This window comes from Isobaculum melis, from assembly GCF_900111355.1.
GTDB lineage: Bacteria > Bacillota > Bacilli > Lactobacillales > Carnobacteriaceae > Isobaculum > Isobaculum melis.
This window is the reverse complement of sequence record NZ_FOHA01000003.1, coordinates 21,235-37,995: the sequence shown is the minus strand read 5'-3', so window position 1 is coordinate 37,995 and position 16,761 is coordinate 21,235. Positions and strand designations below refer to the sequence as shown.

The 16,761-nt window shown below is 35.0% G+C and carries 13 protein-coding genes and 1 other annotated feature; of the genes, 1 reads left to right on the top strand and 12 read right to left on the bottom strand.

Features of this window, described 5'->3' with window-relative positions:
• Window positions 1-41 precede the first annotated feature (41 nt).
• From BMW29_RS03630 to BMW29_RS03620, 3 genes are all read right to left on the bottom strand, one after another.
• A complete protein-coding gene (locus BMW29_RS03630) occupies window positions 42-2,408 on the bottom strand; it encodes a hypothetical protein (protein ID WP_092650439.1) in 2,367 nt (788 codons plus the stop codon).
• Between the two features lie 16 nt (window positions 2,409-2,424).
• Window positions 2,425-2,853, bottom strand: a complete 429-nt coding sequence (locus tag BMW29_RS03625; RefSeq protein WP_092650437.1) for a hypothetical protein — start codon at window positions 2,851-2,853, stop codon at window positions 2,425-2,427.
• 499 nt (window positions 2,854-3,352) lie between these two features.
• Window positions 3,353-3,766 (bottom strand): hypothetical protein, encoded by a 414-nt coding sequence (locus tag BMW29_RS03620; RefSeq protein ID WP_092650435.1) that lies wholly within the window; start codon window positions 3,764-3,766, stop codon window positions 3,353-3,355.
• Between the two features lie 237 nt (window positions 3,767-4,003).
• Here BMW29_RS03620 and BMW29_RS14110 point away from each other — a divergent pair, with 237 nt between their 5' ends.
• Window positions 4,004-4,348 (top strand): hypothetical protein, encoded by a 345-nt coding sequence (locus BMW29_RS14110; RefSeq protein ID WP_092650433.1) that lies wholly within the window; start codon window positions 4,004-4,006, stop codon window positions 4,346-4,348.
• A 68-nt stretch (window positions 4,349-4,416) separates the two neighbouring features.
• On the opposite strand, the gene BMW29_RS03610 is transcribed toward BMW29_RS14110, so the two are convergent.
• The 9 genes from BMW29_RS03610 to BMW29_RS03570 all read right to left on the bottom strand — a co-directional run bounded on the left by BMW29_RS03610 (window position 4,417) and on the right by BMW29_RS03570 (window position 16,496).
• Window positions 4,417-5,820, bottom strand: coding sequence for a glycoside hydrolase family 1 protein (locus BMW29_RS03610; protein WP_092650431.1), 1,404 nt, complete (start codon window positions 5,818-5,820; stop codon window positions 4,417-4,419).
• 20 nt (window positions 5,821-5,840) lie between these two features.
• The gene (locus tag BMW29_RS03605) at window positions 5,841-6,551 is read right to left on the bottom strand and encodes a glucosamine-6-phosphate deaminase (RefSeq protein ID WP_092650429.1); all 711 of its coding nucleotides are present in this window, start codon (window positions 6,549-6,551) and stop codon (window positions 5,841-5,843) included.
• 161 nt (window positions 6,552-6,712) lie between these two features.
• Window positions 6,713-8,752 carry a M56 family metallopeptidase gene (locus tag BMW29_RS03600; RefSeq protein WP_092650427.1) on the bottom strand — a complete coding sequence of 680 codons (2,040 nt, stop codon included), beginning with the start codon at window positions 8,750-8,752 and terminating at the stop codon, window positions 6,713-6,715.
• Window positions 8,745-9,131 (bottom strand): BlaI/MecI/CopY family transcriptional regulator, encoded by a 387-nt coding sequence (locus BMW29_RS03595; protein WP_092650425.1) that lies wholly within the window; start codon window positions 9,129-9,131, stop codon window positions 8,745-8,747. The genes BMW29_RS03600 and BMW29_RS03595 overlap by 8 nt, the downstream gene beginning before the upstream one ends.
• Before the next feature lie 264 nt (window positions 9,132-9,395).
• Entirely contained in the window at window positions 9,396-11,111 is a 1,716-nt protein-coding gene (locus BMW29_RS03590) for an ABC transporter ATP-binding protein (RefSeq protein WP_092650423.1), read from the bottom strand.
• A 116-nt stretch (window positions 11,112-11,227) separates the two neighbouring features.
• Window positions 11,228-13,315 carry a glycine--tRNA ligase subunit beta gene (glyS, locus tag BMW29_RS03585; RefSeq protein ID WP_092650421.1) on the bottom strand — a complete coding sequence of 696 codons (2,088 nt, stop codon included), beginning with the start codon at window positions 13,313-13,315 and terminating at the stop codon, window positions 11,228-11,230.
• The gene (gene glyQ, locus BMW29_RS03580) at window positions 13,308-14,219 is read right to left on the bottom strand and encodes a glycine--tRNA ligase subunit alpha (RefSeq protein WP_092650419.1); all 912 of its coding nucleotides are present in this window, start codon (window positions 14,217-14,219) and stop codon (window positions 13,308-13,310) included. The genes glyS and glyQ overlap by 8 nt, the downstream gene beginning before the upstream one ends.
• Window positions 14,220-14,308: 89 nt before the next feature.
• Window positions 14,309-14,488, bottom strand: a binding site (T-box leader).
• 55 nt (window positions 14,489-14,543) lie between these two features.
• Window positions 14,544-15,260: a class A sortase gene (locus BMW29_RS03575; protein ID WP_092650417.1), complete on the bottom strand. Its 717-nt coding sequence runs from the start codon at window positions 15,258-15,260 to the stop codon at window positions 14,544-14,546.
• Between the two features lie 114 nt (window positions 15,261-15,374).
• Entirely contained in the window at window positions 15,375-16,496 is a 1,122-nt protein-coding gene (locus BMW29_RS03570; RefSeq protein WP_092650415.1) for a hypothetical protein, read from the bottom strand.
• Window positions 16,497-16,761: the final 265 nt, after the last annotated feature.

The following is a 16,761-nucleotide window of genomic DNA, read 5'->3' as shown; positions in this document are numbered from 1 at the left end:
ATAAAAAAATGAAGCATTCAAGAGACATGCGCCATCACTTATTATTTTTTAATCGTTCCTAACGGTTTTTCCAAATAATCCCAACTATAAGGTTTGATTTCATCTGTTACAGGTGTGATATAAACACTAATCCAGGATTCAGCTTGCACTTCTGTATCAATATTCACACTAGGAACAACGTTTTCAACTGCATGAGGTGTATTTGATGGTGTTGCGACATAACCTATCACTTGATAATATTCCGGTATTGTCTGTTGATAGCGGATGCGTTTATTTTCTTTTGGATAACGAATCGTATAAGCATCAAACAGCGACAATGGATTTGTACCAGAATTCATTTTCACTGAATAAGTAGAAACATTTGAGCCATCCTCCTTTTGACTATTTACTGCACCATACCCAAAGGTAGGTTGCACTAAATCTGTCTGAGGATTCACAACAATCTGTCTGACATGTAATAATAAATCTCTGCGATAGGTTGTAAAGGCATCTGTACTATTTGAATAGGTTTGCGGCTGAATCGGCACAATTAAATGACTATTAGTAATTGCATTGCCACCTGTCACCTTAACCGTATTTGTCACATTTTCTTTTGCAACAGTATCTGTTTTTGCAATGACAGATACTTCTAAATGGTCTCCAACATTATTATAGAGCTTACCAATTTTCCCTTTATTGGCCAGCTTATCTTCCTCTGAGGCATAAACCGTTTCATCCGTTCCAAAGTTGATTGTGATTGTCTTGTTAGCAAGATCAATAAAATAAGTATTACTGGTTTTATTTGTCTGTAAACTTTCTAAAGTAGGCGCTTGGCTAAAATCACTTAATGAATACTCAATAAAAGTCCCATTTGGTGCATATTTTTTAAAGGTTAAGGTTAGTTTAGACCAGTCAGGAATCAAACTGTTATCCAATGCCATTGTAACTTGTGTGTCTGTCATCGCAGTGACATTAGAATTTTTACTGGTTACATTCTCAGCACTAGCTGTTATCTTCACCTGCTCAGTTGTATAAATTGTTGGATCTTCAGGTGTTACTTCAACCAGTTCATGGATAATAGCAGATTTAAAAACAGGTAGTTCTGTTTCAGTTAAAATTCCTAAGGCTGTAATAAAGTTATCTCCTGTAAAAGATGGGGTAACACTAAAGCTAATACCACTTGCACCATTTGCTATATAAGCATTATGCAAGGTATCCTTAGCCGCAATATTCCCCTGTTTATTCGTCACATTTAGTAATTCTACATCCATTCCATCGGTATAAAGCTGAGCATTTTTTGACTGTGCAAGATAATCTGCTAGCGTCCATTGAGATTCAAGCTGATTTCCTTTTGGTGTGGTTCGATAGCTACTGATATCCGTTCTTCTTTGACCATCTATTGAAATGATATTTTGACCAAAGCTTTTTGATGTTCCAGTGTACCCTCTATGAATATTGCCACCTGCTCGATCTCTTGTTTCTAAATAAAAGCTCGGTAATTTACCAGAATCATCTGGATCATATTTCACCAAATATTGTTCACCTTGAGGATTAGAACCAACTGATGAAAAGAATAATTGTCCTTTAAAATCTCCTGTTACAGGTGTTGTATAACCGTCTAGCTTAACCGCAAGATTGAGGTTTCCCGTACCAATAACCTCATTATTTGAATTAATCATCCCCAATTGTAAATTTCCTACACGACTATAAGGCATCGTCGCATCTTCTTCTACAATAATCAGCTTCCAACCAGAGGCAACATCAGCAAAATAGGTTTTATCATGTTTAGATGGAATATGATAACCATAATAATCACCATAACCTTCCTGCTTCACAAAATCTGTTACATCTGTAATCGTTGAAGCTCTTAATCTATAATTATAAGCACCAAGTGTATAAAGAATGGTTGGTTTTTGAGAGGATAAACTATCTGTTGATGTATCAATACTAGCATTAGTAGATTTATAGGACTTATCATATGCAACTGAAAAATTTTCAGGTAGATAACCATTTGACTGCATGGTTGCACCAGATGGTCCAACTAAAGTCATTGGACGATTTCCCATATTTTGCAATTCGGTTACGGCTTCTGCTGATGGAATGGAAGGATTCGCAATGGCCTGATTCATGTCCAATGAGCTCTCCGTTACTAAGTAAGCTTTTTTTATATTTGCTTTTTCAAGTTGCTTACCTTCAGCATTTTTTGAAGGAACTAATTCAGCTTTTGAAGCATTTCCTTTTATTGTTTTATCTATTTTCATAGTCGTCATATCTAATGTTCCCTCAGATTGAGAGCTCGCTGTAAAGCTGCCATATTTTTCATCTAATAGAGGGATATTTACGCCATCTTTCCCATCAAATATAAAGCCACCAACTGCGTTCTCTTGTGTTCTACCATAAATATTTGAACTCGCTGCATAATTTAACAAATATTGTCCTGCAAGGCTATATTGAATGCTGACATTGGGACCTTACCGGATCCATAAGCACATCATTTGTATAGCTCCCTGGCTTTCCTTTAATTGAAGGCTGTGGTTTTTCTGAGGAAATATCCGCTACTGTTAATACCGCTTTTTCGTATTCCCCATCAGCTGCAGCCAAATGAAAATAAGTCCCATCATGAACTCTATAAAGCAGTTCATTTTCACCTGAACTACCAGTAATATTTTCAAAAGAATAAAGCTTTAAGCCATCTGAGGTTTTCCCTACTTCTTGGTAATAAGAAGGCACTTTTCCAGTATAAACTCCTGAAGCAGAAACAGGATGATTTTCTGTCTGGGCAAATCCCCAATAGCCATAAACAATGATTCCTAATATGAACCCCAATAATATCAGTAAGCGTGTTTTCTTATTTCCTAATGATTTAATATGCATCTTAGCCAACTCCATCCTTCATTTTCATCAACCATTCAGTAAACAAACAATTCTAATCATCTTTTTAGATTAGAATTAATGAGTGATTTAACAATAAATTTTATGCATTTCCAATGAAAAAAACATTTGTTTTGTGCGTTCTGAGAAGAGAAAAGACAAAAAAACTTCAAAACATTACAAACGTAACATTTTGAAGCAAATTAATTTCCCAGAAATACATATTTATAGTACAGGAATTCGTTGGTGCAATTAACAAATGTTATTTGCAACCCCATAGTAAAGGATATTCACCTTGGTGTCAATCGCTTCATCACTACACTCTCATAGGTTACAACGTTTTATAATATATCTCCATAACTTAAAACCCATTTATTATATTCTCATCATTTCTTTTGGTTTTAGTTAATAATTATCTCTGATTTAAATTTATTCTATTTTTTTATAAGCATTCTCAATTAAATGCTACTGCAGAAAAATAATACAGCATGTTAATTATCAATTACTGATTTCCTTCTATCATGATCATATCAGCCCAACCTAATTGCTTTTTATGCCATGAAATAAAGGATTCATAAAAATATTTTTCTTTCTTTATCACATTTGGTAAAGCTTCAAAAGTAAGGACATCCAGCAGTTTTTCCCAGTCCTCCTTACTCAACAATTGATCAAAACAACTATCAAATTTAGGCTGTAACTCAAAAGTAATAGGATCTCTTAAAGGAAATAATGGTTGTAAATAAGGTCCAATCAGTCTAGTGTAGTCCGTTTCAAAAATTCTGAGAAATTCAGTGTTTGTTTGATCATAAAAGTCGTAAATAAAATCATAATCTTCCTCTTTACAGGGCATGAAATCTAATACTACTGTTTCATTTAAATCACTGTAACATTGAATCATTTTTATATTTAGAGCCATTTCTACCCTCCTCTGTGATTTGACTATTTTGTATTTTTAGATGCTATATCTTATTATTTTGAGATTCGTGACCTTATATTTACCAACAAGGTTGACTATCTATTAAGCCATATTTTCATAAATAATGAGTTTATGCAACATTTATTTTGTCCTTACTGTTCAAAAGCGATTGACAGTTAACTCATATTCATTAATAATAAATGAGCGATCTATTTATCATAATAAGGAGTGTTGCAATTGATTATTTGGCGTGGTAAAGGTGGATTAGTTGTTTTATCAGTCTTTTTAGGAGTTTACATAACAACTGTTATTTTTGGTCTATTGCCAGTTGATACAAGTTATCGAGCAGGCTATATTTTACAAGGGATTGTTGGAGTTGGGTTAGCTACACTCTTCAATTATCTTTTCACTAAAAAATTTGTATCTGATACCTTAAAAACTTTCATTGATGAAGAAACTGGTGAGCGTATTCAGATAAAAGATGGGTCTTCTTTATTTTTTATCCCCAATAAATATTGGACTTGGCTGATTTTAACGATAGGTATTTTCATCGTCATAGGCTCTAGTTCAATCTATGACTAGTTTACCTGCTCTATTAAAAATCGATAAAAAAGTTCGTGCTAAGAATAGCTTAGCACGAACTTTTTTGCTTATTTAGCTAAATCTTCACCATTGGTTTTAATCACTTTTTGATACCAGAAAAAGCTATCTTTACGGTAACGTTTTAATTCTTTCAAATCAAAATCATCACGGTCTACATAAACAAAGCCATAACGTTTTCTAAAGCCTTGATGGGTACTAATTAAATCAATGGCACTCCATGGGCAATAACCAAAGATATCTGCACCATCTGTAATCGCTTCTTGTACTTGATGAATATGTTTTGACAGATAGTCCATACGATAGTCATCATGGATTTTACCATCTTCTAATTTATCAATACCGCCTAAACCATTTTCTGTAATAATCATTGGTAAACGGTAGCGTGAATAGATTTGATTTGCTGTTGTACGCATACCTGCTGGATCAATTTCCCAGCCAAATTCTGTTTTTTCTAAATAGGAATTGGTTACCCCACGATAAACGCCAGGTTCGCCTACTGCTAATTGTTGATCTCCTGCTTCTGGTGAAGCTGTATCATCAATTGGTGATGCTGCCACTGTACGTGATGCATAGTAGTTAAAGCCAATAAAATCAGCTTTTGCAGCTTTTAGAATCGCTTCATCCCCTGGTTCAAAAGTTGGCGTATAGCCTTTTTCTTCCATATATGCCCAAGCTAAGGCATTATATTCTCCATAAACGGCCATATCTAAATAGAGCCAGTTACGGATTGCTGCCATCGTTTCAGCTGCTTGAACATCTTCTGGGTTATTGGTTTGTGAATAAACACAAGCAATATTTGGAGCAGGACCAATTTTGGCATCTGGTAATAAATTATGACAAGCAGTTGTAACCTTAGCTTGTGCAACCATCATATGATGGTTTTGTTGGTATAAGTCTTTCCAATCTGGTTTTCCTGTTCCTAACACAGCAGCCCCATGAAGAATCATCATATTTTGTTCATTAATCGTTAACCAATATTTGACACGGTCGCCATATGCTTTAAAGAGAATTTCACAATATCTAGTAAACGCATCGATTGTTGCACGGTTTTTCCAGCCACCTTTTTCTTCAAGCGCAGCAGGTAAATCAAAGTGATAAACAGTCACTAAAGGTGTAATATCATGCTTAATAAGTTCATCAATCAGATCACTATAAAAAGCTAAGCCCTTTTCATTAACTTCACCATCTCCAGTTGGCATAATACGTGTCCAAGCAATTGAGAAACGATAGGTTTTAAAGCCCATTTCTGCCATTAAAGCCACATCTTCTTTATAATGGTGGTAATGATCGGTTGCAACTTTAAAGTCACTTGTATCAGCTGGAATCGTTTTTAGATCTTGAATCGATGGTCCTTTGCCATCTTCGTTCCATGCTCCTTCTACTTGATAAGCACTTGTTGAAGCGCCCCATAGAAAATCTTTTGGAAAAGGTTTTAGTTTTTTATGATACATTTTTTTATCTCCTCTTTCTGTTATTTATCCTTTAATAATGCGCCAGCTTCAGCATCTGTAATCACTGTGAAGTTAGGGTGTAATTGTAAAATAGAGGCAGGAATTTGTGGGGTAATTGGACCATTTAAAGCTTGTTTTAAAATTTCAGCCTTGCCTTGACCATTTGCAATTAAAACCAAATGGCGCACACGCATCAATGATTTTGCACCTAAAGTGACAAAGCAGTCTGTGTTTAAGTCTTTTTTTACCTCTTCATACCAAGGCTCAGCTACTTTTTGTGTCAAATCAATTCGGTAAGCTGCTTCATGAAATCGTGTTGTCCCTGGCATATTTGCACAGAAATGACCATCTGCACCAATGCCAATCAGCATTAAATCTAAGCCACCAGCATCCGCTATTTCTTGGGGAAAAGCTTGATAATTTTCAGTTGTCATTGGGTGAATATTGGCAGGTTGAATGGCTGCTGGTTCAAAATAGGCTTCATTTAAAGCAGACATTGTGAGACCAACGGCTTGTCCTTCAACAGGTACCTCATCAAAATTATAATAGTGCACATGCTCATAGTAGGTTTTATTTTTTACTTTTGGAATCAGCATTTCATAGATTTTTTTAGGGCTATTACCTGCTGTAATTGACAAATTCACACGTTTTTCTTGTGACATATGACTGAGTAAAATATTCACTGTTGCTTCACTCATCTCTTCATATGTAGCTGTTTTAATCATCTTCATGTCCATTTTCCTCCCTTAGCATCCTTTTTACTTTTCTATTATACACTCTGTAATGCATTACAGTGCAAGAAAAAAATAAGCTAAGATAAAACGAAGCATTCGTTTTATCTTAGCCATTAAATTTCTGGTTTAAAAGGGCTTCTTCTTACTACGGAAAAACATTAGTTTTCCTCCTTAGGACTGTTAAAGTAAAGTTTAATAGCGGTACCAACTGTATTACTATCTCTGAGTTGAAGAAGGTGTTCGCCACTACCTGATGTATAAGGATAGGCATGGGTTGTTTGATCAATCATCAATTTATTTAAACCTGCCTCTTCACTTTCTGCTTGAATTTGATAGAGATTTTGTGGTTCAACAATATTTAATGCAATTGTACCAACGCCTTCATTTTCAACGGTTGTTTGTCCATGTAGGATACCATGATATGTGATATTTCCCATTGTGGAATGGAACGTTGTCTGCTGCTTCATCCAACCATTATGAATGCTTAAGTCGCCAATATCTTGTGCAACTTCGATTTGATTTGAAGTAAAATCAGTCAAAGTCATCTCGTGATCATTTTCAATGGTTGTTTTTTCAAAAATTTCAAGTTCATTTGCTATGATTATTCCATTTGAATTCACTACTACTAGATTTTTAGCATGTAAATTCGTTATCGTTGCATCTGTCAGAGAGGTTGAAATCGTAACAAGCTGTGTGACTGTACCATCAGTGATTGTGATTTCGCCAAGCTCTGCTTCGATTTGAAGGGTCTCACTTTGTAATGAAGCAAGATTTACCTGATTATAATCACCTGTAATCAAAACATCTTTCGCTTGAATGGTATCAAGCTTAATATTGGCATTTTCTGTTTTCATTTGAATCGCATCGTAGGTCTTTTCTTCTAATAAAGTAATCACAATTGATAGCTCGTCATATTCATTGTTTTTCTGTGTGGTTACTTTGAACAAACCATCCTCAAATTGATAGTCTAATTTTCCATCCACTTCAATGGCCTCTGCTGAACCTGTTTGAATGGTAATATTTGCTAATGGCACTTGTAAATCAAGGCCTTTTATTTCACCAGCTAAATCCAATTTACGAAAATCCCCCGCTTCTAGCTCTGAATCTGTATCTGAGTTAATTGAAGAAAGAAGGCTTTCTTTGATAGGTTGAGGACTTGTATTCATTTGATAAGCCCCAAGAACTGACCCGATGAAAATTAAAAAAGTCGCTACAACAATCAATAGATATTTCCCCATTTTAGAAGGAGGCGCAGACTCACTAATTGAAATCAGTCTTTCCTTTAAATCTTTTGCATGCTCATGTAAAGAAATGGACATTAAGGATTCCTTGTAGCTCCCAGATGCACTCAATGAGCGTAATAAAGTATCGCCATAGTGCATACGATTTATACCACTCAATTTATGTATAACAGCTTCATCACAGGAAAGCTCACGATCTTTTTGAATCTGTCGACTCATGAGATGAATCATTGGATTGAACCAATTTAAGCAAACACTTACTTGTGTTAGCCAAATATAGAGGACATCTTTTCTTTTATAATGAATCACTTCATGTAAGAGAATATGACGCAAATCTTCTGCTTGAAGGGATACAGTTGGTAAAACAATGGCCGATTTACGCGCACCAATTAATAAGGGGGAAGCAATCAGAGGATTGACAAAAAGTTCAAGTGGTCGCTTGACTTCAAGCTCTTCTAGCACATCACTCAATAAATCCAGAATTGCAGGTTCATCAACTAATGTAATATTTGCTTTCACATAATTGACAAAGTTACGATAAGTCACAATTTTATAGATGAGTAATGCCCCTCCCACAATTAACCAAGGTATCCATAAATAATGCAAAATAAGTGCAAGCATCGATTTTTTTGGTGGCGCTGAAGACTGAAGCGTTTCAGCATCTGGTTTAGCGGTTTCTATTAGGGTAACATTTTCAAGCTGAACACCATTTTCTGCTGGTTTCAAAGGAGCATCCGTTATCAATTCTTGTTCATCAAAATGATGGAATAGTTGATTCATCACACTTTGCTCAAAGCCAAAAGGTAACAATAACCGTAAAAAAACAACCAGCCAAAGGTAATAAATCCAGCGCTTTAATAACCATTTTTTGCCCACTTTTTTAATGACAATCATCAATAAAACTAATATTGAAGCAGAGAGAGATAAGGAGAGAGATAACTTAAAAACCTCATTCATCTATTTTTTTCCTTTGTTCCCAAAAACTTTGTAGCTCATCTAAATCATTGGATGAAATTAAGTCTTGTTGGATTAAAGTAGATACTAATCCTTTCACATTGCCCTCATAGACACGTCCAACAAATGATTTTGTTTGTCTCGCAATATATTCTTCTTCACTAACTAGTGCATAATATTCATTTTTTCTGCCCACTTTATTGGTTGCTAAGACTTTTTTCTCTACTAATCGCGCTAAAAAAGTTAAAATGGTATTTTTTTTCCAAGTAAAATTTTCTTTTTCAAGTGCCTCAACAATTTCAGAATAAAAGGCTTTATTTTGGTTGGCCCAAATAATCTTCATTAATACATATTCGGAATTAGATACTTGTCCTTCTCCCATGATGTTTCACTCCTTTTTTTGATAGAACTACAAGTTGTAGTCCTTTCGAAATAATTTTAACATGTCTATTGATAAAAATCAACTCAGCTATTAACTGAAAATAAAAAACGTAATTTATCATTCCTTGCGTTTTTCAGGTCACTTTACTTCGTTTGCTGAAGTAACTTAATTTGTTTTTTGATCTTTTTTATTGCCCAATCAAAATTGCTTGATGTGGCAGCTTTTCTTTTTAGTCTAGACTCTGACATCATAATCGTGTCAAAGCTAAGAAGAAAATTGGGCATCATATAGTTTACGATAAGCCCCATTTTGTGCAAGTAAGACTTCATGTGTACCATCTTCAACAATCCCCTGCTCATTCACCACAATAATCCGATCTGCATGCTTAATAGTGGCTAAGCGGTGTGCAATGATCAAGGTGGTTCGTCCATCTGAGAGTTCATTTAAAGCTTCTTGAATCGCTTGCTCTGTTTCTGTATCTAAAGCTGAGGTTGCCTCATCTAAAATAAGAATAGGTGGATTTTTTAGAAACATTCTGGCAATGGATAAGCGTTGTTTTTGGCCACCTGATAGCTTCACACCTCGTTCTCCAATTAAAGTATCTAATCCTTCTGGCATTTCAGCAACAACTTTTTCTAAGTTTGCTAGCTTGACAGCAGCCATCATTTCTTCATCTGTAGCATCGAGCTTCCCATAAGCAACATTCTCACGAATACTTCCAGCAAATAAATAAACATCTTGTTGCACAATCCCGATTTGATTTCTCAATGAATCTAATGTGGCTTTTTGAATGGGGAATCCATCAATTGTAATTTGACCACCTGTCACTTCGTAAAAACGAGGAAGTAGATTACAAATAGTCGTTTTACCTGCGCCTGATGGACCGACAAAAGCAATGGTTTCACCCGCTTGGATCGTTAAATGAATATCATTTAATACATCTTTTTCAGTTGTATAGCCAAATGAAACATGCTGATAGGCAATATTGCCTTGAACAGCTGGCATTGTTTCAGCATCTGGCGCGTCTGTAATGGCAGGCTTCATATCCATTAATTCGGTAAATCTTTTAAAGCCAGCAATTCCTTTAGGGTAGCTTTCAATCATATTATTAATCAACTCTATTGGTCGAATAAAAATATTAGACAATAAGATAAAGCCAACAAATTCACCATAAGTAATAGCTCCTTGAATAGTATAATAAGCACCAAAAAAGAGGGCAAATAAACTGATGAGACGTATCAAGAAATAATTAAATGAGGAGCTAATGGCCATGGTTTGATAAAATTTCAGCTTTAAACCACGATAATTTTGATTCAAAACATCAAACTTTTCTTCTTCATGTCCTTCATTTGCAAAGGCTTGAACAACACGCACACCACTAATTGAGCTTTCTACGCCCGCATTAAATTCTCCTAGATTTTTATAAATTTTGGTGTTTACTTTTGTCATTTTTTTATTAAAAATGGTCATCGCTATCACAATAATAGGGACTAAAGCAAAGGTTGCCCAAGCTAAAGGTACATGAATACGCAACATTAAATAAAGAGAACCACCTAATGACATACAGGTAATAAAAATATCTTCTGGACCATGATGGGCTACTTCACTAATTTCAAATAAATCAGTTGTGAGTCTACTCATTAATTTTCCTGTTTTTTCATTGTCATAGTAACTAAAGGGTTGTCTTTGTAAATGGGCAAATAATTCAGTCCGCATATCGGTTTCGATATTGGTTCCTAATTTATGCCCAAAATAGGTCACAATATACTTCACACCTGTATTGACTGCATAAAAAAAGAGTAGTGCTAAAGATGCTAAAATAATGAGACGTAAATTATTTTTTGGTAACAGCTGGTCAATCACTTGATTCACAATGACTGGAAAAGCTAGCTCAAGAGCTGCTGCAAGTACTGCACAACCAAAATCTAAGATAAATAACTTTCTATATGGTTGATAATAGCTAAAAAAACGTTTTAACATCTGGTCTTCTCCTCTCTTAGATATGCTTACTATTATAGTCAAAACCAGATAAAAATGATAGTTTAGCCATAAAAAAAGTCCAACTTTTACACATAAAAGTTGGACTTGAAATAGATTTATTTAACAATTAAGCCATCAAGGCTTGCAAAAGAAATCACTAGTTTCCCTAATTTACCTAATAAAGCCAATCTATTTTCACGGACTGCTTTATCCTCAGTCATCACCATGGTTTCATCAAAGAATTGATCAATGGTTGGTTGTAGACTTTCTAATGCAGTAAATTCTTCACTAATGCTACCTACTTCAAAGACTTTTTCCACGCGACAGATTTCTTGATATAAAGCTTTTTCTGATTCATTTTCAAACAAGGCTTCATCTACAACAAAATCCGTTTTTTCAATGGCATCCTTGGCACCTTTTCTGGCTAAATTCATGACACGTGTTAAGGATTCAATCGTTGGTTTAAAGGTTGCTGAATTCAGATTACTTTCTAAGATTCTAGCAGTCTGTACAAGAACTGGCATATCTTCTTGACTAGAGTTTAACACCGCATCAATCACATCATGACGGATTTTTCTTCCTTGTAGTAATTGGCGAATACGGCCTTTGACAAAAGTAATCACTTCATCTTTTTGTTGAATAAAATGCGCAAGTAAATGGTGATCATTTTTTGTTAAAGAAGCAATCATTTCTGTTTCAATTTGTTCAATTGGGAAGCTCCAGCCTTTTTCTTCAATCATTCTTACTACACCATAAGCTTGTCTACGTAAGGCATATGGATCATTTGAACCGGTTGGAATCATGCCAACTGCAAAGAAGCTAGCCACACTATCATATTTATCCGCAATGGCTAAAACTGTCCCAATGTTACTTGCTGGTAAGGCACCTTCACTTGAGGTTGGCATATAATGTTCTCTAATCGCTTGTGCTACGGCTGGCTCTTCACCTTGTAATAAAGCATATTTTTCGCCCATTATCCCTTGTAATTCAGGAAACTCACCGACCATATTTGTCACTAAATCAAATTTATAAATCTCTGCCGCACGATTTAATTGTGCAAGCTCTTCTTTGGTTAAGCCTGCATGCTGACCAATGATTTGTGCCAATTCTTTCACACGCAACATTTTCTCATAAACTGAACCAATTTTTTCATGGAAGGTAATATTTTTTAATCTTTCCACTGCAGCAGCAATGGTGATTTGTTGATCTTCTTGATAGAAGAAGGCACCATCTTCTAAACGGGCAGCCAGGACTTTTTCATTTCCTTTGGCAACATTTTCAATATGCACAGCATCCCCATTGCGAGCTGAAATAAAGTAAGGCAATAATTGACCTGCTTTATTTTTCACATAAAAATAGCGTTGGTGTTCCTTCATTGAAGTAATCAGGACTTCTTCTGGGATATCAAGAAAGCTTTCATTAAATTGGCCAGAAAAAACAGTCGGATATTCAACTAGGTTATTCACTTCTTCTAATAAGTCTGCATCTAAATCCACTACCCAAGCATTTTTTTGTGCCATTTCTTCAATTTGCTCTGTAATCATTAATTTTCTACGGCTCGCATCAGCAATCACAAATTGTTTTTCTAATGCTGCTTCATAATCCTCTGCTTGCGCAAATGAAACAGGGTCTCCTAGGAAACGATGGCCTCTACTTGTTCTATCCGTTGTAACCCCCATTACCATAAATGGAATAATTTCATCATTTAGTAAAGCTGTCACCCATTTTACTGGACGAATATATTTAAAGGAATGATTGCCCCAATGCATACTCACTGGGAAAGTCATTGCAGTAATGACTTTATCTAAACCAGCTAACACCTCAATGACCAGTTTGCCAGGAGTAAATTTTTGAACATGAACATATTCTATCCCTTTAATTTCTTTAAAAGTAATATCAGCTGTTGTTAAGCCTTGACCTCTAACAAAACCCTCAGCTGCTTTACTCCAGTTACCCGCATCATCTAACGCAATTTTTTTAGCAGGTCCTTTAACTTCTTCTTCTACATCTGCTTGTTTTTCAGCAATTCCTTTTACCATTACAGCTAATCTTCTTGGTGTAGAAAAGCTTTTTGCTGCTTCAAAAGATAGGTTTGCTTCTTTTAAATAATTTTCAACACGGGTTAATAATTGAGCAGCACTCGATGAAACATATTGTGCTGGCAGTTCTTCTAATCCAATTTCTAATAATAATGTTTTAGTCATGAGCTGCATCCTCCTTTTCAGCTGTTTTCGCAAGTAATGGGAAGCCTAATTTTTCTCGTTCCGCAACAAAGCCTCTTGCTAAAGCACGGGCCATATTACGAATACGCGCAAGATATTGCGCACGCTCTGTTACTGAAACAGCCCCTCTAGCATCTAGCATATTAAAGGTATGACTACATTTTAAAACATAATCATAGGCTGGATGAATCAAACCATTTTCAATTTGTGCTTTGGCTTCTTTTTCATACATATCAAATAATTGTAACAGCATGTCTTGATTGCTCTCTTCAAAAGCATATTTTGAATGCTCAAATTCTGGTTCAATAAAGATTTCTCCATATTTAACCCCTTGTGTCCATTCTAAATCATAAACGCTATCTACTTCTTGAATATAAGAGGCTAAGCGCTCTAGTCCATAAGTGATTTCACTTGTTACAGGTTTACATTCAAGCCCACCTACTTGTTGGAAGTAAGTAAACTGTGTAATTTCCATACCATCTAACCAAACTTCCCAGCCTAAGCCTGCGCACCCCATTGAGGGATTTTCCCAGTTATCTTCTACAAAACGAATATCATGAGCCAATGGATCAATGCCTAAAATTTTTAAGCTTTCTAGATAAAGCTCTTGAATATTTTCAGGTGACGGTTTCATCACTACTTGAAATTGATGATGCTGAAATAAACGGTTCGGATTTTCTCCATAACGACCATCTGCTGGTCTTCTTGAAGGCTCAACATAAGCTGCATTCCATGGTTCAGGTCCAATAGCACGTAAAAACGTATATGGACTCATTGTTCCAGCACCCTTTTCTGTATCATAAGCCTGCATTAACATACAGCCTTGCTTTGACCAATAAGCTTGTAACGCTAAAATCATTTCTTGCACAGTCTTTTTTTGCCCCATTTTTATACACTCCTTTTTTATACATACAATGAAAATTTCTACTTTTTATCAATAAAAAAAGCCCCTATGTGGCAATCAATGACTACGCACATAGGGACGAATAACTTCGCGGTTCCACCCTAATTCTAGTTAATCATGATATTAACTAGCAACTTTTTTAAATAAGCTCAGGAATGCCTGTTCAAAATCACTTCTATTTTTGGCTTTCACTATTCCAAAATCGCTTTGATAGTCCATTGATTTCTACTTTTTTCCTTCATTGCTTTTATTGACTTGTATCTAAATAATAGCGCTATTCCAAGTGTTTTGTCAACCTAAAAATTCTTATTGATTAAATAATGCTTTCTCAGCATCACTTGCTTCTTCATAAATGATTTCTTTTTCCAACTCACCTTGCACAACACGACGTTCTGCTGCAATATCTGTACTACAGGTATAAAGGGTAATCATTGTTTCCCCATAAACATCATCTAAGATATCAACCTGGTCTGGTTTCACATCAAAAATCTTATTGACCACATAGACATAAATTTTTTGTTCATCTGTAATATAGACTCTATGACCAATTTCTGCTTTTAATAATGGGCTAAATAATAAATGATCTTGTCCATCAGGCATTTTATGTGCAGATAGCGGATAATTTCCTTCTCCCATTTTTTGCCCTATTTTATTTGTAGCTGCCCCTCTAAATAAATTATTTGCACCGACACCTTTAACAATTGGCAAAGCAATTTCCACATCAGGCATTGCTAGCTTCCCAAGATAAATTTCTTCATCAGAATCATCTAAATAGGTTTCTTTAGGCATATATACCCCTTCATCTTTTGGCTCTTCCTCTTGGGATTCAGAGGATATCGTTAAAGGCTGATCTTTTTGCTCTACTAAGTTTTGTTCTACACTTTTAGAAATGAAAAAACCATAAATTTGATTACTAAATACCAAACCAATACCTAAGATAAATAATAGAATGGCTATTATTAACCATTTTATTGAAAATTTTTCTTTTTTCTCTTGTTTATCTTTTTTTACTTCTTTTGTCATTTTTTCACCTCTAAATGATAGGAAAATGAGTACCTTTTAGGATGTGTCTAAAAAATTCAGATGACACAGTCATTTTCAGACACATCCCTAGGCATTCATTTTCTTACAAAACTTTTATTTTTTATTTTTGCGGCTCTTAATAAATGCAGCACCTGATAAGCCCATTAAACCTAAGCTACCTAAGCTAGGAATCACGCCTAGATTTACATTAGTTTTAGCTAAATTAGTTGGTTTTGATGCATTTTCTGGAGTAGCTGTTGTTGTATTCTCTAATGCCTTTGTACCAGCCGGTGTATTGTCAAAATTAAAGTTAAATACATAATCTGAAGTTGTATTGACAATATCGTCAACTAAAGACACAGTGTAGCTACCATAAGATGTATCAAAATTATTTAATTTTGTTTCACCAGTTTCGATATTAGTTGTTCTTAGTGTATATTGATCTGTCCCAATACTCCAAGCTTCTAATTTAATTTTACCATCTTGAGAAGTCAAAACTGAAGGATTTGCTTCAGTAGAGGTTGATTTAATTGTGTAAGTTGCTTCCTCAACAGTTGTTTTAACCATTGTTGGATTCGCAACAACTACAGGAACTTCAATCGATACTGATTTTGGTGTTGAACGTGTAATGACTTGTTCAGTTAATGTAATGGTTGTCTTTTGCGTTGTACTCACAATTGAAGTATCAACTGGTGTTGCTGTGATGTCACCATCTACTGCACTTCCTTCTGCATCTACAAATGTAAAATCAGCTACATCAACTTCCCCATCACTACCTACATGAACTTTAGGAAAGTTGCTTGCTGTAATTGCTTTTCCATTGTATAAAACACTTTTTACAGTTTCAATTGGTGAAACTGGAGTAGCTGGATTTTTACGAGTTAGTGTAAATTCATATTGCTCTCCATCATGTTCAAAAGAAACGGTAAAAGGAACATCATATTCCACTAATTCATGTGAAGCACTGATATCAATATCATTGATACCTTCACCAAATACTCGATAATCAAATTTCCCCGATCCATTGAAGTCATCTTTATAACCAATGACAATGTTTTTTTCTGCTACTAAAACTTCAGTTGCATCTGGATCCCAAAGAGTGGCACGTGTACTTGCTTGCTCCTCAGCAGCTTGAACCGCTGTGTGTCCTGCTAATAATGGGCTGACAAATGTTGTTACCCCAACGCCTAAAATTAGTGCGCTTTTCAAAAACTTCTTAGTTAAATCGTTTTTCATATGTAACTATTCCTCCTATAATTAAAGATATTCTGTATCAAGAGCTGATACAAAACAATCATATAGTGAAATATTTCAACTTACAACAACATCTAGCGATAGCTTATAAACAATATGAACAAACTGTGAAAATAAATATCCTCATCTCATGATAATCAACTCTTACATATAGTATTATCCATTAAGAAATCTTATATGAAAGCTGTTATGATTCTTTTTTTGTATATATAAAATTCGATTCAGAAAGTTTTCTACCATTCATCTT